17 protein-coding genes and 1 pseudogene are annotated in these 18,720 nt (G+C 65.7%); 4 read left to right on the top strand and 14 right to left on the bottom strand.

The window, feature by feature from the left end:
- The 10 genes and pseudogenes from LZA78_RS14865 to LZA78_RS14820 form a co-directional block, all read right to left on the bottom strand.
- Positions 1 to 127, bottom strand: a pseudogene (locus tag LZA78_RS14865) (bifunctional methylenetetrahydrofolate dehydrogenase/methenyltetrahydrofolate cyclohydrolase); the annotation flags it as partial.
- Positions 124 to 690 carry a sarcosine oxidase subunit gamma gene (locus tag LZA78_RS14860; protein ID WP_233677705.1) on the bottom strand — a complete coding sequence of 189 codons (567 nt, stop codon included), beginning with the start codon at positions 688 to 690 and terminating at the stop codon, positions 124 to 126. The gene LZA78_RS14860 and the pseudogene LZA78_RS14865, both read right to left, overlap by 4 nt.
- Positions 683 to 3,616 carry a sarcosine oxidase subunit alpha family protein gene (locus LZA78_RS14855; RefSeq protein WP_233677704.1) on the bottom strand — a complete coding sequence of 978 codons (2,934 nt, stop codon included), beginning with the start codon at positions 3,614 to 3,616 and terminating at the stop codon, positions 683 to 685. Before LZA78_RS14855 ends, LZA78_RS14860 begins: the two co-directional genes overlap by 8 nt.
- Entirely contained in the window at positions 3,613 to 3,903 is a 291-nt protein-coding gene (locus LZA78_RS14850) for a sarcosine oxidase subunit delta (protein WP_233677703.1), read from the bottom strand. The genes LZA78_RS14855 and LZA78_RS14850 overlap by 4 nt, the downstream gene beginning before the upstream one ends.
- Positions 3,904 to 3,912: 9 nt before the next feature.
- Positions 3,913 to 5,163 carry a sarcosine oxidase subunit beta family protein gene (locus LZA78_RS14845; RefSeq protein ID WP_233677702.1) on the bottom strand — a complete coding sequence of 417 codons (1,251 nt, stop codon included), beginning with the start codon at positions 5,161 to 5,163 and terminating at the stop codon, positions 3,913 to 3,915.
- A gap of 55 nt (positions 5,164 to 5,218) precedes the next feature.
- The gene (gene glnT / locus LZA78_RS14840) at positions 5,219 to 6,526 is read right to left on the bottom strand and encodes a type III glutamate--ammonia ligase (protein WP_233677701.1); all 1,308 of its coding nucleotides are present in this window, start codon (positions 6,524 to 6,526) and stop codon (positions 5,219 to 5,221) included.
- A gap of 58 nt (positions 6,527 to 6,584) precedes the next feature.
- Positions 6,585 to 7,910 (bottom strand): FMN-binding glutamate synthase family protein, encoded by a 1,326-nt coding sequence (locus LZA78_RS14835; protein ID WP_233677700.1) that lies wholly within the window; start codon positions 7,908 to 7,910, stop codon positions 6,585 to 6,587.
- 11 nt (positions 7,911 to 7,921) lie between these two features.
- Positions 7,922 to 8,605: a GXGXG domain-containing protein gene (locus tag LZA78_RS14830; protein WP_233677699.1), complete on the bottom strand. Its 684-nt coding sequence runs from the start codon at positions 8,603 to 8,605 to the stop codon at positions 7,922 to 7,924.
- A gap of 3 nt (positions 8,606 to 8,608) precedes the next feature.
- On the bottom strand, positions 8,609 to 9,496 hold the full coding sequence (locus LZA78_RS14825; protein ID WP_233677698.1) for a class II glutamine amidotransferase: 888 nt from the start codon (positions 9,494 to 9,496) through the stop codon (positions 8,609 to 8,611).
- 182 nt (positions 9,497 to 9,678) lie between these two features.
- Positions 9,679 to 10,326, bottom strand: a complete 648-nt coding sequence (locus tag LZA78_RS14820) for a helix-turn-helix domain-containing protein (protein ID WP_233677697.1) — start codon at positions 10,324 to 10,326, stop codon at positions 9,679 to 9,681.
- Positions 10,327 to 10,504: 178 nt separating this feature from the next.
- On the opposite strand from LZA78_RS14820, the gene LZA78_RS14815 reads away from it, so the two are divergent.
- Positions 10,505 to 11,026, top strand: a complete 522-nt coding sequence (locus tag LZA78_RS14815; protein ID WP_438811085.1) for a flavin reductase family protein — start codon at positions 10,505 to 10,507, stop codon at positions 11,024 to 11,026.
- On the opposite strand, the gene LZA78_RS14810 is transcribed toward LZA78_RS14815, so the two are convergent.
- From LZA78_RS14810 to LZA78_RS14795, 4 genes are read right to left on the bottom strand one after another with little or no spacing between them, the layout of a single operon-like run.
- A complete protein-coding gene (locus LZA78_RS14810) occupies positions 11,023 to 11,589 on the bottom strand; it encodes a PqiC family protein (protein ID WP_233677695.1) in 567 nt (188 codons plus the stop codon). The genes LZA78_RS14815 and LZA78_RS14810 overlap by 4 nt on opposite strands.
- 13 nt (positions 11,590 to 11,602) lie before the next feature.
- A complete protein-coding gene (locus LZA78_RS14805; RefSeq protein ID WP_233677694.1) occupies positions 11,603 to 13,624 on the bottom strand; it encodes an MlaD family protein in 2,022 nt (673 codons plus the stop codon).
- The gene (locus LZA78_RS14800; protein ID WP_233677693.1) at positions 13,621 to 14,259 is read right to left on the bottom strand and encodes a paraquat-inducible protein A; all 639 of its coding nucleotides are present in this window, start codon (positions 14,257 to 14,259) and stop codon (positions 13,621 to 13,623) included. Before LZA78_RS14800 ends, LZA78_RS14805 begins: the two co-directional genes overlap by 4 nt.
- Complete coding sequence (locus LZA78_RS14795) at positions 14,235 to 14,852, bottom strand: paraquat-inducible protein A (RefSeq protein ID WP_233677692.1); 618 nt, start codon at positions 14,850 to 14,852, stop codon at positions 14,235 to 14,237. Before LZA78_RS14795 ends, LZA78_RS14800 begins: the two co-directional genes overlap by 25 nt.
- A 116-nt stretch (positions 14,853 to 14,968) precedes the next feature.
- Between LZA78_RS14795 and LZA78_RS14790 the strand changes: the two genes are divergently transcribed.
- The 3 genes from LZA78_RS14790 to flgK all read left to right on the top strand — a co-directional run bounded on the left by LZA78_RS14790 (position 14,969) and on the right by flgK (position 18,719).
- Positions 14,969 to 15,811 carry a flagellar motor protein MotB gene (locus tag LZA78_RS14790; RefSeq protein ID WP_233677691.1) on the top strand — a complete coding sequence of 281 codons (843 nt, stop codon included), beginning with the start codon at positions 14,969 to 14,971 and terminating at the stop codon, positions 15,809 to 15,811.
- A gap of 100 nt (positions 15,812 to 15,911) precedes the next feature.
- Complete coding sequence (locus LZA78_RS14785; RefSeq protein WP_233677690.1) at positions 15,912 to 17,243, top strand: flagellar hook protein FlgE; 1,332 nt, start codon at positions 15,912 to 15,914, stop codon at positions 17,241 to 17,243.
- Positions 17,244 to 17,264: 21 nt separating this feature from the next.
- On the top strand, positions 17,265 to 18,719 hold the full coding sequence (flgK, locus tag LZA78_RS14780; protein WP_233677689.1) for a flagellar hook-associated protein FlgK: 1,455 nt from the start codon (positions 17,265 to 17,267) through the stop codon (positions 18,717 to 18,719).
- The last annotated feature ends 1 nt before the right edge of the window (position 18,720 follow it).

Here is an 18,720-nt window from a genome sequence, read left to right as displayed (position 1 = left end):
CACCTACCAGCACCACCGCCAGACCCGGCGTGATCCCATGCACTTCCTTCAGCCGCGCAACCTGCTCGGCAACCTGCGCGCGCACACCCGCCGCAAAGGCCTTCCCGTCGATGATCATGGCGGTCATGCCGGTTCTCCTTCCAGTCGTGCGGCGGCTTGGGCAAGGGCGTGCCAGAGCGAGCCCGCGAGCGAGCGCATGCCGATGATGGCAAGGCGGTCCTCGGCACGGCGGATGACGAAGACCGTCATGTGCTCAAGCCCCGTGCGGGTGGCGCAGCCGGGGCCAAAGCCCGCCGCATCGATGTTGACGAGTTTGCGCATCAGGGCGCGGATAGGTTCGGGTCCGGCGGCCGAGGCGATCTCGATCGCGACGAAACCGTCGGTCTGTTCGGTGACCGAGCAATCAGGCGCGCGGGATTTCAGCTCGCGGGCAAAGCTTTCCTCGGCGCGGCCTTCCCCCTCGAGCATCCACTGACCCGGACCGGTCCAGAAGGCGGCGACGCCATTGCCCGCGGTCCAGCCGCCCGGGCCGGGCAATTGCAGGCCCATCGGAACGGGTTGGGACGCGCCGCGGCGCAGACTGAGGGAGGCCAGCGCAAGGCCCGTATTCTCGGACAGGCTCAGCGCACCGAAGCTGACAGAGCGCGGCACGGCGCCGCCAAGCGCGGTGATCGGGGAAAGGTCAGTCACGGAGGCGTCCTCCTTCAGGGTCGACGAAATGGGGCGAGACGACGCGCAGCCGCACGCTCTGGCCCTGCAATGGGTTGGCGGCGATGATCTCCTGGCCGATGCGGGCGGTGCCATCGGCAAGGAAGCCAAGGCCGATGCCCGATCCGACGTGCGGCGAGAAACAGGCCGAGGTGATCCAGCCCAGATCGGTCTCGGTCTTCTGCTCGGCATCCGGGGCGAAGAGGTGCGAACCCGCGACGACCGGCTGGCTGGCATCGACCGGCATCAGGCCCACGAGAATGCGGCGCTCGGCGCTCAGCCCCTCGCGGCGGCTCATGACCGCGCCGATGGCGTCCTTCTTGGTCGAGACCATCTTGCCCATGCCCAGCATCTGCGCGGTGGTCTGGCCGTTCAGCTCGTTCCCGGCGGCGTGGCCTTTTTCAATGCGCAGAACGCCAAGCGCTTCGGTGCCGTAAGGCGTCGCGCCCAGATCCGCCCCCACCTCGATCATCTGCGCCATCAGCGCGTTGCCGTAGCGGGCGGGCACGGCGATTTCATAGGCCAGCTCACCCGAGAACGAGATCCGGAAGAGCCGCGCGCGCAGGCCCTTGCAGACGGTCAGTTCGGTGCAGGCCATGAAGGGGAAGGCGGTGTTCGACAGGTCGAACCCGTCCACGATCCGCTCCAGCAGCGCCCGCGCGTTGGGGCCGGCGACCGAGATCTGCGCCCAGGCATCGGTGGTTGAGATCAGCTGCACGTCAAGCTCGGGCCAGAGGCACTGGCGCGCGTATTCCATGTGGCGATAGACCGGACCTGCCTGCGCCGTCGTCGTGGTGACAACGTAATGATCCTCGGCCAGACGGGCGCAGGTGCCGTCATCATAGGCGTGGCCATCCTCGCGCAGCATCAGGCCATAGCGGACCATGCCAACCTTCAGGCTGGCCATCGCGTTGGCGTAAAGTCGGTTGAGGAACTCGCCCGCGTCCGCGCCCTGCACATCGACCTTGCCAAGGGTGGTCACGTCGCACAGACCCACGCCCGCACGGGTTGCCAGAACCTCGCGGTCAACCGTCTCGCGCCAGGTGGTTTCGCCTGCGCGGGGGAAGTATTGCGCGCGCATCCACTGACCTACCTCGACAAAGACCGCGCCTTGCGCCTTGGCCCAGTCATGCGTCGGGGTCAGGCGGGTCGGGCGGAAATGCTTGCCCGTATCGCCGCCGCCCAGAACCGAGAGGGCAACGCCGGTATAGGGCGGGCGGAAGATGGTGGTGCCGGTCTCGGGGATCGACTTGCCGGTCAGCTCGGCCATCACCGCCAGCGCGGTGACGTTCGCCGTCTTGCCCTGATCAGTCGCCATGCCAAGCGTCGTCCAGCGTTTCAGGTGCTCGACAGGACGCATGTTCTCCTGATGGGCCAGTTTGATGTCCTTGACGGTAACATCGTTCTGGAAGTCGACCCAGGCGCGGCCCTTGCCGGGCACATGCCAGAAGGCCTGCTGGTTGATCGGCGCATCCTCGGCGCGCGGCAGATCGGGAAGGGTGGCGGTGCGCCCAAGCTCCGACAGCGCGGCCAGCGCGGCCTCGGCACCCGAGGTCAGCGCGGCGTGGGTCGAGCCCTTGCCCGCGGCGGCTCCCGCGACGCTCATTACCGGGGGGCCGTCCTGGCCCGGAACGAAGGACAGAAGCGTTTCATCCCAGACCGGGCGGCCACGGTGATGCGAAGCCAGATGCACGTTCGGGTTCCAGCCGCCCGCGATGCCAAGCGCGCCGCAGTCGAGCCAATGCGACTGGCCATCGCGCGTGACCTGCAGGCGGGTCAGGCCAAGGCGGCCCTTGGCGTCGCTGACCATGGCACCCGCGAAGACCGGATATTGCCCAAGCGCGCGCACGCCCGCGCGGCTGTCGATCACGCCCGCGATCTCGACACCCTTCGCGGCAAGATCCAGCGCCGTGCGGTGGCCGTCGTCATTGTTGGTGAAGATGGCGACACGGTCGGCGGGGCTGGCGGCAAAGCGGTTGGCATAGCTGCGCATCGCGCCCGCCAGCATGATGCCGGGCCGGTCGTTATTGGCGAAGGGGATGTGCCGTTCGGTCGCGCCAGCGGCCAGGATTGCGCGCTTGGCGGTGATGCGCCAGAGCGTCTGGCGCACGGCGGCAAACGGCGCCGCGAGGTGGTCCGAGACCCGCTCGACCGCGCCGTAAATGCCGTGGTCGAAGGTGCCGAAAACGGTGGTGCGGCGCATCACGCGCAGGTTCGGCAGGCTGGCGAACTCGGCCTCGAGCGCGGCGATCCAGTCGGTCGCGGGGGCGTCGTTCAGGCTGTGGCTTTCCGACAGAAGCCGTCCGCCAAGGCGGAAGTCTTCATCGGCCAGGATTACCTGGGCACCGCTGCGCGCGGCGGTCAGCGCGGCGGCAAGGCCCGCAGCCCCGCCCCCGATCACCAGCAGGTCGCAATGCAGGAAACCCTTGTCATACGCATCGGGGTCGGCCTGCATCGACAGGCTACCAAGGCCCGCAGCGCGACGGATCATCGGCTCGTAGAGCTTTTCCCAGAAGGCGCGCGGCCACATGAAGGTCTTGTAGTAGAAACCCGCCGCGAAGAAGGGTGAGGCGAGGTCGTTCACGGCCAGAAGGTCGAAGTTCAGCGAACCGACGCGGTTCTGGCTGTTGGCGCTGAGCCCGTCGAACAGCTCGGCCATGGTGGCGCGGGTGTTGGGTTCCTGCCGCGCGCCCGTGCGCAGCTCGACCAGCGCGTTCGGCTCCTCGGAACCGGCGGTGAAAACGCCGCGCGGGCGGTGATACTTGAACGAGCGGCCCATCAGCCGCACGTCATTGGCCAGAAGTGCCGAGGCAAGCGTATCGCCCGGATGGCCGGTGTAGCTTTTGCCGTCGAAGGTAAAGCGCAGCGTTTGCGAGCGGTCGATCAACCCGCCGGAGAGACGTGTCATTGCGCACCCCCTTTCGCGGCCAGCGCCACATCGCGGGCCAGTTCGGCCCCGAGAATCTCATGGGTCACGGTGTTGCGGGTGACGATCAGCCAGCTGCGGTCGCCCTGCTCGTGGAACCACAGTTCGCGGTGAACGCCCGCCGGGTTGTCACGCAGATAGACATAGTCGTTGAAGGCTTCGGCCGCGCCCTCGGCCATCCCGTCGGGACGGTTCAGCAGGGCGGCATCGCCGAGATAGGTGAATTCCTGTGCGTCGCGCAGGCCAAGAAGGGGATGGGGGATCAGCATGGGGGGACCTCAGTGCAGATTGGGCTGTGCGCCCATGCCTTTTTCGTCGATGACATAGCCGCGCGCGAACCGGTCGAGCCGGTAGGCGCTGGCGGTCGGGTGAGGCGCGTCGGTGGCCAGAAGCTGCGCGAAGGCGTAGCCCGAGGCGGGCGTGGCCTTGAAGCCGCCATAGCACCAGCCCGCGTTCAGATAGAGGCCCTCGATCGGCGTGCGGTCGATGATGGGCGAGCCGTCCATCGACATGTCCATGATCCCGCCCCAGGCGCGCAACAGCCGCGCGCGGCCGATCGCGGGCATCAGAGCCATACCGCCCTCGGCCACGTCCTCGATCACCGGAAGGTTGCCGCGTTGCGCATACGAATTGTAGCCGTCAATGTCGCCGCCAAAGACAAGCCCGCCCTTGTCGGACTGGCTGACGTAGAAATGGCCCGCGCCGAAGGTGATGACGCCATCCACGACAGGCTTGAGCCCTTCGGAGACGAAGGCTTGCAGCACGTGGCTTTCGATGGGAAGGCGCATGCCCGCCATCTGCATCACGCGGCCAGACGAACCCGCGACCGCCACGCCGACCTTCTTCGCGCCGATATAGCCGCGCGAGGTCTCGACCCCCAGAACGCGGCCGTTCTCGATGCGGAAGCCAGTGACTTCGCAGTTCTGGATCAGATCGACACCCAGCAGGTCGGCGCCGCGCGCATAGCCCCAGGCCACGCCGTCATGGCGCGCGGTGCCCGCGCGACGCTGCAACAGCCCGCCCTTGATCGGGAAGCGCGCATTGTCGAAGTTGAGCCAAGGATACATGCCCCGCACGCCGTCGCGATCCAGCAGTTCCGCATCGGCCCCCGCAAGCAACATCGCATTGCCGCGCCGCCGATAGGCGTCACGCTGCGCATCGGTATGGATCAGGTTCAGGATCCCGCGCTGGCTGACCATGGCGTTGAAGTTGAACTCCTGCTCCATGTTCTCCCAGAGTTTCATCGAGAACTCGTAGAACGGCTCGTTGCCCGGCAGCAGGTAGTTCGAGCGGATGATCGTCGTGTTGCGCCCGATATTGCCCGAGCCAAGCCAGCCCTTTTCGAGCACCGCGATGCGGCTGCCCTTGAAGACCTTGGCCAGGTGATAGGCGGTGGACAGACCGTGCCCGCCGCCGCCGACGATGACATAGTCATAGGCGGGCTGAGGGGCGGGATTGCGCCAGAGGGGACGCCAGCCCTTGTGGCCGGTCAGAGCCTCCTTGACGACGCGAAAGCCGGAGAAGCGCATGATGTGAGATCATCCAGAGTAGGGGACGGGCCCGGACGATCCGGGCCCGCATCGGTCAGATGTCGAGCGTGTTGTCACGTTCCCAATGCGAGAAGTGGTTCACGAAGCTGTTCCACTCCTGCATCTTGAGCTTGAGATAGCCGGTCGAGAACTCGGTGCCCATGATCGACTTCAGTTCGTCATCGGCATCGTAGGCGCGGATCGCGTCCAGCAGGTTCAGCGGCAGCTTGGGCGCGCCCTCGATCTTGTGGCCCTCGGCATACATGTCGATGTCGTAGCGCGGGCCCGGATCGGCCTTGGAGCGCAGACCCGACAGGCCCGCCGCGATGATCACCGCTTGCAGCAGGTAGGGGTTCACCGCGCCATCGGGCAGGCGCAGCTCGAACCGGCCGGGGCCGGGCACGCGCACCATGTGGGTGCGGTTGTTGCCGGTCCAGGTGACGGTGTTCGGCGCCCAGGTCGCGCCCGAGATGGTGCGCGGCGCGTTGATCCGCTTGTAGCTGTTGATCGTCGGGTTGGTGATCACGGCCAGCGCCGAGGCGTGCTTCATGATCCCGCCGAGGAAGTGGCGGCCGCTGTCCGACAGGCTGAGTTCCTTGGTCGGGTCCGAGAACGCGTTCTTGCCGGTCGCTTTTTCCCAGACCGAGATATGCGCGTGGCAGCCGTTGCCGGTCAGGCCCATGATCGGCTTGGGCATGAAGGTGGCGCGCAGGCCGTGCTTCTCGGCAACCGACTTCACCATGAACTTGAAGAACGAGTGCTTGTCGGCGGTGGCCATGGCCTCGTCGTATTTCCAGTTCATCTCGAACTGGCCGTTCGCGTCCTCGTGGTCGTTCTGGTAGGGCTCCCAGCCCAGTTCCAGCATGTAATCGCAGATCTCGGCGATCACGTCATAGCGGCGCATCACGGCCTGCTGGTCATAGCAGGGCTTGGCGGCGGTATCGGCTGGGTCCGAGATTTGCAGCCCGTCGGGGGTAAGCAGGAAGAATTCGGGCTCGACCCCGGTCTTGACCTCAAGGCCCATCTCGGCGGCCTCGGCGATCAGTTTGGCCAGCACGTTACGCGGTGCCTGATCAAGCGCATCGCCGCCCGCCATGACGCAGTTCGAGGCCACCCAGGCCACGTCTTTCTTCCACGGCAGCTGGATCACCGAGGGCGCATCCGGCACGGCCAGCATGTCGGGGTGCGCGGGCGTCAGGTCGAGATGCGTGGCAAAGCCCGCAAAGCCCGCGCCATCGACCTGCATGTCGGCAATCGCCGAGGCCGGGACCAGCTTGGCCCGCTGCGCGCCGAACAGGTCGGTGTAGGAAATCATGAAATACTTCACGCCCTTTTCGCGGGCGAAGGCGGCAAGATCGGTCATTGGTTCATTCCCTGTTGGTGTGTGCGGGCGGGTTCCCATGGCCCCGCCCGTCTGTCTGTCAGAACCCGCCCTGGCCGGGGATCCAGTTGGTGCCCGAGAGCGGAACACCCGCCATGGCTGCCGCCTCGATGGTCAGCGCGCACAGATCCTCGGGTTCGAGGTTGTGGACGTGGCTCTTGCCGCAGGCGCGCGCGATGGTCTGGCATTCGAGCGTCAGCACCGCGAGGTAGTTGCGCAGCTTGCGCGCGGCCTCGATCGGATCGAGACGCTTCATCAGCTCGGGGTCCTGGGTCGTGATGCCCGCCGGATCCTTGCCCTCGTGCCAGTCGTCATAGGCGTCGGCCGTGGTGCCAAGCTTGGTGTATTCCGCGGCCCATTTCGGGTCGTTTTCGCCAAGCGCCACAAGGGCCGCCGTGCCGATGGCCACCGCGTCGGCGCCAAGCGCCAGCGCCTTGGCGACGTCCGCGCCGGTGCGAATGCCGCCCGAGACGATCAGCTGAACCTTGCGATGCATACCGAGGTCTTGCAGCGCCTTCACCGCCGGGCGGATACAGGCAAGCGTCGGCTGGCCGACATGCTCGATGAACACGTCCTGCGTCGCCGCGGTGCCGCCCTGCATACCGTCGAGCACGACGACATCGGCCCCGGCTTTCACGGCAAGCGCGGTGTCGTAATAGGGGCGCGCGCCACCGATCTTGATGTAGATCGGCTTTTCCCAGTTCGTGATCTCGCGGATCTCGAGGATCTTGATCTCGAGGTCATCGGGGCCGGTCCAATCCGGGTGACGGCAGGCCGAGCGCTGGTCGATGCCCACGGGCAGGTTGCGCATGTTTGCGACGCGCTCGGTGATCTTCTGACCCAGCAGCATGCCGCCGCCGCCGGGCTTGGCGCCCTGGCCCACGACGATCTCGATCGCATCGGCGCGGCGCAGGTCATCGGGATTCATGCCGTAGCGGCTCGGAAGATACTGATAGATCAGCTTTTCCGAATGGCCGCGTTCCTCATTGGTCATGCCGCCGTCGCCCGTGGTGGTCGAGGTGCCGGCCATCGTGGCGCCACGGCCAAGGGCCTCTTTCGCCGGGCCCGAGAGCGCGCCGAAGGACATGCCCGCGATGGTGACCGGGATCTTCAGCTCGATCGGCTTCTTCGCAAAGCGCGTGCCGAGCGTGACCGAGGTGTCGCATTTCTCACGGTAGCCCTCGAGCGGGTAACGCGAGATCGAGGCGCCCAGGAACAGCAGGTCGTCGAAATGCGGCACGCGCCGTTTCGCACCGCCACCGCGGATGTCATAGATACCGGTTTCGGCAGCGCGACGGATCTCGGCGTTGATCTCGGGCGAGAAGGTCCAGCTGTCGCGCGGCTTGGTTTGGGGGGTCTTGTCCATCTCTCAGGTCCTCAATACGCGCCGGCGTGATCGACGTGGAAGTTGTAGAGTTTGCGGGCCGAGCCGTAGCGCTTGAACTCTTCGGGTTTGGCGTCGCAGCCGCCGCGGGCCAGCAGATCCTTAAGGATCTCGATATGCTCGGGGCGCATTTCCTTCTCGATGCAATCGGCACCGAGCGACTTGACCGAACCGCGCACGAAAAGCCGCGCCTCGTAGAGGCTGTCGCCGAGCGCGTCGCCCGCGTCGCCGCAAACCACGAGATTGCCCGACTGCGCCATGAAGGCCGACATGTGGCCGACATTGCCATGCACGACGATGTCGATGCCCTTCATCGAGATCCCGCAGCGCGAGGAGGCATTGCCCTTGATGACCAAGAGGCCGCCATGGCCGGTGGCCCCGGCATATTGGCTGGCGTCACCCTCGATCACGACGGTGCCCGACATCATGTTCTCGGCCACGCCCGGACCGGCCGAACCGGTCACGTTGATGGTGGCCTGCTTGTTCATCCCGGCGCAGTAATAGCCGGTCGAACCCCTCACGGTGACTTCGATCGGCGCGTCGAGGCCCACGGCCACGGCATGCGCGCCCTTGGGGTTCTCGATGACCCACTGGGTCTGGTTGGTTTGCTGGGCCTGAGCCTGCAACGCGGCGTTCAGCTCGCGCAGCGGGGTGGTGGCCATGTCGATGGTCTGCATGTCTCAGCGCTCCCAGAAGTAGACGGTGGCGGGCTCGGGTTCCCAGACACGGGCGGTATCGATCCCCGGCAGTTTGGCGAAGGCGCGGTATTCCGAACCAAAGGCCACGTAATCCTCGGTCTCGGCCATCACGGCGGGTTTGCAGGCGATCGGGTCGCGCACGACGCCAAAGCCGTTCTTGGTGCCGACGACGAAGGTGAAGAACCCGTCGAGGTCTTCCAGCGTGCCTTCCAGCGCCTCCCCGAGGTTGGCGCCCTCGGCCAGCCGCGAGGAGATGTAGCAGGCGGCCACTTCGGTATCGTTCTGGGTCTGCGGGGCAAAGCCCTTCTCGGTCAGCACGCGGCGCATCGCGTTGTGGTTCGACAGCGAGCCGTTATGCACGAGGCACTGGTCATCGCCGGTCGAGAACGGGTGCGCGCCAAGCGTGGTCACCGCCGACTCGGTCGCCATGCGGGTGTGACCGATGCCGTGGCTGCCGCCCATCGCGCGGATGCCGAAGCGCGCCGCCACGTCCTTGGGCAGGCCAACCTCCTTGAAGATCTCCATCGAGACACCGGCGCCCATGACGCGAATGCCCTTTTCCTTCAGGAAGGCGCGGGCATCGGCCTCGCTGCCCTCGGGCAGGCTCAGCACGGCGTGGGTATCGACAATCTTCATGGTCACCGGCGCGCCGAGCGCCGCGGACAGCGCCGCGTCGAGACCGTCAAAGGTCTGCGCCGGGGTGTCCGACTGGATCGTCATTTTCAGACCGCCAGCCTCATCACCATAGATCGCGATGCCCGCGCTGTCGGGGCCCCGATCGGTCATGGTGATAAGCATATCGGTCAACAGGGTGCCCAATTGCGGGCGCAGGTCTTCCTTTTTCAGGAACAGGCCAACGATGCCACACATAGTCCTCTCCGTTCAGTTTCGGCCGAGTGCCGTCACGGATTAACTAGCAGGAAATGAAATTGCCTCACAAGATAATTCATTTCCGGTGGGGAAAATTAATTGCCTATGAAAAAAGCGCCCGCAAATTGGGCGCTTTCGGATGGTCTGACGGTCGTGGTGCCGCGAAATCGGGCAGGAAGGGGCTATTTCGCCTGCGGATAGGTGATGATCGACAGGTATTTGGCGGGCAATTCGAGCAGCGTCTCGGGGCCATGCGGGGAATCAGCGTCAAACAGCAGGCTGTCGCCCGGCTCCAGCCGATAGATCTGATCGCCATGGCGGTAATCGACTGCGCCCTCAAGCATGTAAAGCAACTCGATCCCCTCGTGCTGAAAGGTCGGGAAGCGGTCGCTCTGGGTCGAAAGGACGATCATGTAGGGTTCGACCACGACGCCCGAGTTGTTCGAGCCGATATGGCCAAGCAGGTGATACTGGTGCCCGGCGCGGGTGCCCGCGCGTTCGACCTCGACGGCCTCGCCTGCCTTGACATGCATCGCGCCGCGCGGCTCCTCATAGCCGGTAAACAGCTGCACCAGCGGCACGCGCAGCGCGTTCGCGAGCGTTTGCAGCGTGTTGAGCGAAGGCGAGATCACCCCGTTCTCGATCTTCGACAGCATGCCGACCGAGAGGCCGGTCTGCGTCGCCAGATCCGATCCGGTCATTCGCTGGCGTTTGCGCAACTCGCGCACCTGGCGGCCGATGGCAACCTCGAGGTTCTTCTCGCGGCTCTCGCGGGTTTCGTGCGGGTTCTGGGTCAGGCGCGGAACGGTGTCCTTGCGGCTTTCAGTCATGGGTGCGTTCCGGTACTCGTCTGCTCTCTTGCCTTTGTTGCCCGTCCGGGCATCGGGCGCAACAGATTGTTCGACCGGGCCATGTCTTCGCGCCCCAAGGGTTGCCCTTTGCGCGCCAGCGCGTATCTGTGGGGGAAAGGGGAGAGCGATGCGGGAAAGCGACGAAATCGAAGCGGCGATGACGCGGGCCGAGAAATCCGGCCTAGGCCATGTGCCCGACCCGGCACAGCCGCGCCAGTTGCGCGATGCCTTGGGCTGCTTTGCGACCGGGGTGACCGTGATCACCGCCTGCGAGGCGGGCTCGACCACGCCGGTGGGAATCACCGTCAACAGCTTCGCCTCGGTCTCGCTCGATCCGGCGCTGGTGCTGTGGTCGGCGGCGCGCTCATCGCTGCGCCATCAGCATTTCTCGGCGGCCCCTGCCTTTGCGATCCATGTGCTGCGGGCCGATCAGGCGCCGCTTGCGGATCGCTTCACCCGCCGCGGCCACGGTTTCGAGGGGCTGGATTTCCTGCGCAACGAACATGATGTGCCCCTGCTCGATGGCGCGCTGGCGCGGTTCGAATGCGTGACCGAGGCCACCCATGAAGGCGGCGACCACACGATCATCATCGGTCGCGTGGTGCGCTTTCAGGCTGGGCAAGGCGAGCCGCTGACCTTCTTCCGGGGCGGCTACGGCCGCATCACCGCGCTCGATTAATCCAGCTGAGCGATGCGCCGGGCCAGCTCGGCGATAGCCGCAGACTGTGCCTGCGCGATTGCCGCGGGGCCCGCCTCGGCGATCGGCACGGTCACATCGAAGCTGCGCATCACATCGCGCCCGCTGGTCAGCCCCGCGGGGGTGACGAAATAGACGCCGGTCAGCTGCACGACACCATCGGCGCGCGCCAGGAACTGCTCGACCCGCACCTCGATCCGGCGCTGCGGCCCTTCCGAAAGCGGCCAGGGCTCGGCGATTACCGTTGCGCCCGAGACGGCCGAGATCTGTCGCGCCAGCGCCAGCGTCACCGCGCGCGGCGGATCGTCGGCCCAGATATTGTCCGGGGTTGAGCGCAGCGCACCGTCCTCGGTCTGATAGGCGATCTCCTGCCCGGAGGCGTATTGCGGTAGCGAGACCTCGCGCAGCTCGGCCTGACCCAGACGGTTGGGCAGGGTTGTCTCGGTCGGTTGCGGCGCGATCGCATAGCGCGCGGTGGTGGCGGGATCGGAGCAGGCGCTGAGCGCGAGGCCGCAGGCGAGGCTTAGCAGGAACGGGCGGATCATCATATGTCTCCTGTCAGCGGCCCAGAATGAAGGCGCGGGGGTTGCGTTCGATCATGCGCGCGAGCGAGCCGAAAGCCGCCGTCGCTCGGCGCATTTCGCGCATCGTATCGAGAACCTCGGCGTTGAAGGCCGACCGCTCGCCATAAGACGCCACCAGCCGTTCCGCCGTGGTCACAAGCGATTCAAGCTTCGCGGTCAAGTCGGGCAGGCGCTCGGAGGCGCTTTCGATGGCGGTGGCGGCATCCTGCGCGGCCAGCAGCGTGCCGTTGATCTTCTCGGCGGCGCCGCCTTCGCGCAGCTCTGCCAGCAGGGCCGCGGATTCCTCAAGCGTATCCGACAGCGCGCGCGGCAGGCGCTCGGCATCTTCCGATCCCAGCATGGTGCGGATATCGGCCAGAATGCCGTCGATCTTGTTGCCGATCTCGCCAAGCGGCATCTCGGCCACGGCCTGCGCGGCGGCGTCGGTCGAGGCCAGTGTTTCCGCCAGCCCCTCGAACTCGGTCATCACGGTCGAGGCCGCCTCGGTCATCCCGTCAAGCGCGGCCACGGCTTTCTCCGAGGCGCCGCGCTGGTTCAATCCGTCGGTCAATGTGCGCAGTTGCTCCAGCAGCCCGGCAAGCTCGCCCGGAACGGCACGGGTGTCCTCGCTCTCGGCCACGGCCGAGATGCTGTCGAGCGTGCGGATCGCCGAGGCCATCAGCTCTTCGATGGGCAGGGCGTCGATGCGCTTGAAGACGCCCTCGGCCGAGGCGGCGAGGTCATTGGTCTTGGCGTCGGTGGTGGGCAGGGTCGGGTAGGGTTTAGCCGAACGGTTGATCACGGCGGGCGGCACATCGGGCACATCGGTCAGTTCGATCACCAGCGTCGAGCCGAGCAGGCCCACACCAGCGACACGGGCGCGCAGCCCGGAATCGACCTCGGTTGCGAGGAATTCGTTCACGATCTCCTGCTCGGTCCCGCGCGCAAGGCCAAGGCGTTCAGGCGAAAGCGCGATGACGACCTGTTGCTGGGCAAAGCGCGTGCCAGTGCTGTCGGTCTGCACCTTGATCGACAGATCGGTGATCTCGCCCGCCTCGACGCCGCGGAACTGCACCTTGGAGCCGCGCTGGAGGCCTTCGATCGCGTCGTCGAAAAGCAGCGTGTAGCGTGCGGGTTCCGCAAGGCCAGCGCCGAAGATCGAGGTCCGCGCGGCTTCTGCGGTGGAATAGAGGCGGAACGGAAAGCCATTCTGGATGAAGGTGCCGCCGGTGGTGAAGGTGTCGAACTCGATCCCGCCCTGTACCAGCGAAGCCAGCGAGCGCATGTCGAGGCTGACCCCCGAGGCGCTGAGTGAGACCGAGATACCCGAGGTATCCCAGAACCGGGTGTTGGTGGTCAGGCGCCGGTCATGCGGCGAGTCGATGAACGCGTCCACGATCACGCCGGAATCGGCGTCGTTCAGGCGCAGGTTCTGGATGCGGCCCACGGTGATGCCACGAAACAGCACGGGCGCTCCCTCGGCCAGACCGCCGGCATCCTCGGCCCGCAGCTCGATCCAGGTGCCCTTGGTCGGGTCGGGAGTGACGGGGGGTTTGTCGAGGCCTTGGAACAATGTCTGCTGGCCCGCGCTTTCGGCATCCCAGTAACCTTCGATGAAGGTGCCCGACAGCACCGTGTCGAGCCGCGAGATACCCTGGGCCGAGACCTGCGGCCGCACCAGCCAGAATCGCGCCTCGTTGTCGACGAAATGCGCGACCTCCTTGTTGACCCGCACACCGATGCGGACTGAACTGAGATCGGGGTTGAAGCCCACGGTTTCGACGCGGCCGACCTCGACCTCGCGGAATTTCAGCACGGTCTCGCCGGGGCGCACGCCGGTTGCATCGGCGAAGTCGATCTCGATCAGAGTGCCGCGGTCGGCATAGGATTGCCAGGCGATGCCAAGCGTGATCGCAAGCGCCACCAGCGGCACCAGCCAGATCACCGACAGGCGCGTCCAGATCGGGTTCGGGGCGGGGCTGGTTTCAAGATCTGCGGGGCGGAGTTCGTCGGTCATGATCCTGTCGTTCTTGCGGGTCCGCGCCAGATCAGGCGGGGATCGAAACTTTGCGCCGAGAGCATGGTCAGGGCAACCGAAAGCGCGAATGCGGCGGCAGCCGGGCCGGGGTGGATCGAGACAACTGCCCCCAATTGCACCAATGCCGACAGGATCGCCACAACGAAAACGTCCACCATCGACCAGCGCCCGATGAATTCGACCACCTCGAACAGGTGCAGGTGCCGGTGCGAGCCCGCGCGGCGCTCGTTCCCGACGGCGAGCGCAAGATAGGCGATGGCGATGAATTTTGACACCGGGATGACGACCGAGGCCACAAACACGACGGCGGCGACGAAATAGCTGTGATGCGTGACCAGCTCGACCACGCCGCCGATGATGGTGTTCTGCTGACTTCCGGCGAGCGTTGAGGTGCGCAGCATCGGGTAGAGGTTCGCGGGAATATAAAAGATCAGCCCGGCAAGCCACCAGGCCCAGACCGCTTGCAACCCGGCGTTGTCCACGCGCTTCAGCGTAGCCCCGCAGCGCCCGCATTCGTGGGTTTGCTGAGGCCAGACCTTGCCGCAGCGCGTGCAGCCGACCAGTCCCGCATCACGCGCGGTTTGAATGGTTACTTCTGCCCGATTGCGTCCCATATCGTCCACTGGCTCAGAAAGGCGTTCTTGAGGGCATTCACGATGATCAGGGCGCAAAACGCCCAGAAGGCCGGACCGAGCGAGACCGAGGCCAATCCCCCGATCTTTACTAGCGCGACGGCCGTGCCGATGATGAAGATCTCGGCCATGGCCCAGGGCTCCAGCTCTTCGGCGAGGCGAAAGACGCGCCGGGCGTGGGGCCAGGCGGGGCGGGCATTGGCCAGCGGCCAGAGCGTGTAGATCAGCGCGCCAAAGCGCACGACCGGCAGGCCCACGATCAGCATCAGCACCACCAGCGACAGCGGCGCGAGAAGCCCGTCGGAGAAAGCCATGGCGACCTCGAAGACCGAACTGGCATGGGAAAAACCCTGCGCCGAGATCTTCAGGAAAGGAAAGAAGATGGCCGCGATCATCAGGATCATGGCCGTGAACGAGAGCGCGATGACATGAAGGAACGACCGAGCGCGCGGCGTGATCAGCAGCGTGCCGCAGCGCGCGCAGGCGGCGCGCTCGTTCTCTCCCAAATGGCGGGCCTGATGCAGCGCGTCACATTTGGGGCAGGCGATCAACTGGTCAATCGGGGTCTCGTGCATGGGGGGACAATAGTGCCGCGGGCGTGCTTCGCAAAGGCATTGGACAAACTTCGGCGCTTAAGCGCGCATTAATGCCACGCTGCTAGACCGGAGGCCGGGTGAAAGCGAGGTGGCACATGACGGCGCGCGATAACGCGGCCCCGATCATCATCAAGCGCAAGAAGATTGTCGCGGGTGGCGGGCATCATGGCGGGGCCTGGAAAGTGGCCTATGCCGACTTCGTCACGGCGATGATGGCGTTCTTCCTGCTCATGTGGCTGTTGAACGCAACGACCGAGAAACAGCGTAAGGGCATCGCCGATTATTTCAACCCGACGATCCCGATCAACCGCATCTCGGGCGGGGGCGAGGGGGCGTTCGGCGGCGATTCGGTTTTCTCCGAGCAGCAGATCGCACAGACCGGCACGGGCGCCTCGCAGCACCGCCCCAGCACCGAGCGGCAGGCGCGCGGGCAAGAGGGCGCCGATGTCGCGAAGGATCCCGCGCGCGAGGAATTCGACTGGGTCGCGCAGAAGATCGAGCAGGCGCTGATGGGTGTGGGCGGTGAGACGATGGTCAGCGATCAGCTGGCACGCCACATCGTCACCCGCGTCACCGACGAGGGGCTGATTGTCGAGTTCTTCGATCTGCCCGACGCGCCGCTCTTTGCCCCCGAAACCGCCGAGCCCGAGCCTGTTACGCGCGAAATCGCTGCCATGCTGGTGCGCGTCTTCGGCATTGTTCGAAACGAAGTGGCACTGAACGGCTATACCCGCGCCTATCCCGAGGTGCTGCGCCATAACCCGATGTGGGATTTGTCTCTGGCGAGGGCGCAGGCCATGCGCGGCTTGCTGGAGGGGGCCGGGTTCGACCGTAAGCGCGTGCAGCGTGTCAGCGGGTTCGCCGATCGCAAGCCCTCAAGCGGGCTGCCGATGTCGGTGCGCAACAACCGGCTTGAGCTGATCTTGCTGCGCAACTGAGGCGCAAAATCCCCTTAATTTGAGTCGTTAGGGCGATGTTAAGGGCGCGTGCGCCACGCTGCGGATTGATCAAGGGACGCAGCAGCAGAAAGGCGCATTCATGTCCATTTCTTCTTCGCTCAATGCGGGCGTCGCCGGGTTGGCGGCGAACGCGACGCGACTGGCAACCATCTCAGATAACATCGCCAACTCGGCGACCTATGGCTACAAGCGCGCGACATCGGATTTCGAGAACCTGGTTCTGAGCCAGTCGAGCAACGCAGGCACCTACTCCGCCGGGGGGGTGCGCACTTCCACCGGGCGGCTGATCGACGAGCGCGGCGCGCTGGTCTCGACCTCGAACGCGATGGATATCGCGGTCGCGGGCCGCGGCTTTCTGCCGGTGGCGACCTCGGCCTCGCTCAGCAATACGCTGGGTGAGCAGCCCCTGATGATGACCACGACCGGCTCGTTTCATACCGACAGCGAAGGCGTTCTGCGTACCGCCTCGGGGCTGGTACTGCTGGGGTGGCCTGCGAATGCCGATGGCAACATTCCGAACATGCCGCGCGACACGGTGACCGGGCTTGTGCCGGTGGTGATCAACGCCAACCAGACGGCGGGCGATCCGACCACCACGATGAACCTTGGTGTCAATCTGCCCGCCACCGCGACCGAGGCGGGCGAGAGCGGCGAGACGCTGCCCCTGACGGTCGAGTATTTCGGCAACCTCGGTAATTCCGAGACGCTGAACATCTCCTTCACGCCGAGCGTGCCCGCCAGTGGCGCGTCGAACGCCTGGACGATGGTGATCCGCGATTCCGCCACGCAGGATGATCCGGCGACGGCCGCGGATGAAAGCGTGATCGGCGAATACCAGCTGACCTTCGACGACAGCCGCGGCAATGGCGGCACGCTGGCCTCGGTCAACGTGGTGTCGGGCAGGGCATACGATCCGGTGACGGGGGCGCTTGATCTGACCGTGGGCGGCGGGCCGCTGTCGGTCACGATCGGCAAGATCGGCGATACCAACGGGCTGACTCAGCTTTCATCCTCTTTCGCGCCCAGTTCGATCACCAAGGACGGCTCGCCGGTGGGGAACCTGACCGCGATCGAGATTGACGAGAAGGGCTATATCAAGGCGACCTACGACACGGGCTTTATCCGCACGGTCTATCAGATCCCGGTGATTGACGTGCCCAACCCGAACGGGCTGAACGCGCTCGACAACCAGACGTTCCAGGTCTCGCCGACCTCGGGATCGTTCTTCCTGTGGGATGCGGGGGACGGGCCGACCGGGGGCATCCAGGGCTATGCGCGCGAGGGCTCAACCGTCGATGTCGCCGAGGAACTGACCAATCTGATCCAGACGCAACGCGCCTATTCCTCGAATGCCAAGGTCATCCAGACCGTGGACGAGATGTTGCAGGAGACGACGAACATCAAACGCTGAGCACCCGACGGAGACTGAGCCATGGGCATATCCACATCGCTATCGAACGCCTTGTCCGGGCTGAATGCTGCGGCCCGGATGGCGGATGTCGTGGCCTCGAACACGGCCAACATGCTGACCGAAGGATATGCCCGGCGCGAGTTGTCATTGTCGGCGCAGTCCCTGGGCGGTGTCGGGGCGGGTGTGCAGATCGACGGGGTGCAGCGCGTGGTCAATGAGGGGGTCTTGCAAGACCGCCGTCTGGCCGATGCGGCGGCCAGCAATGCGACGACGCGCGTGACGTTCCTTGAGAGCATCGAGCAGATGATCGGCGAGCCGGGCGAGGCAGGGTCGCTCTCGTCGCGCCTTTCGGGGCTTGAGGCGGCCTTTGTTCAGGCCGCCAGCCAACCTGAGAGCGAAGCACGTCTGGCAAGTGTTCTGGATGCCGCGATCGGGGTGGCCATTCAGTTGAATACCATGTCGGCCTCGGTCGGGGAGATGCGGCAAGAGGCCGATGCGCAGATCGCGGAACAGGTCGATGCGCTGAATCAGGCGCTGACCCAGATCGACGATCTGAATGCGCAGATCCTGGCGCAGCGCGCGGCGGGCCACGATGCCACCGCGCTGATGGACCAGCGTCAGGCCCTAGTCGATCTGGTGGCCGAGATCGTGCCGATCCGGCAGGTCACGCGCGACAACAATCAGGTCGCGCTGTTCACGACCGGGGGTGCGGTGCTGCTGGAGGATATTCCGGTTCGGGTCGGGTTTTCGGCAACGGGCGCGATCAGCGCCGACATGAGTTATGAGAATGGCGATCTGTCCGGCCTGACGCTGAACGGCATGGCGATCTCGCCCGGCGACGACGGGGTGATGGGGGGCGGCAGGCTCGGGGCGCTGTTTGCCGTGCGCGGTGAACTTGCCCCGCAGGCGCAATCGCGTATCGATGCCGTCGCTCGCGATCTGATCGAGCGTTTCGCCGATCCGGCAACCGACCCGACGCTTGCCTCCGGGGCGGCGGGGTTGTTCACGGATGGATCGGGCAGCTTCGATCCGGCTTTTGAGGTGGGGCTTGCGGGCCGTATCGCAGTCAATGCCGCGGTGGATCCCGATCGCGGGGGCGATCTGTGGCGGCTGCGCGATGGCATCGGGGCCACCGCGCAAGGGCCGGTGGGCGCCTCTGGGCAGTTAACGGCGCTGGCAGAGGCGCTTGAGCGCGCGCGCGTTCCGGCATCGGGCGATTTCGGGGCGGCCTCGCGCTCGGCTTCGGGGTTGGCGGCAGAGCTGCTGTCGCGGGTGTCCTCGGACCGGCTGAGCGCGCAAAGCATCGAGAGTTACAGCCTTGCCCGGCAGGAAACGCTGACCGAGCTGTCGCTCGCCGATGGGGTCGATAGCGATTACGAACTGCAAATACTGCTGCGGGTCGAGCAGGCCTATGCCGCCAATGCCAAGGTTATCCAGACCGTCGATACGCTGATCCAGAAACTTCTGGGGTTGTGAA

The organism is Rhodobacter flavimaris, from assembly GCF_021378075.1.
Taxonomy (GTDB): domain Bacteria; phylum Pseudomonadota; class Alphaproteobacteria; order Rhodobacterales; family Rhodobacteraceae; genus Rhodobacter; species Rhodobacter flavimaris.
This window is presented reverse-complemented; position numbering and strand designations above follow the sequence as displayed.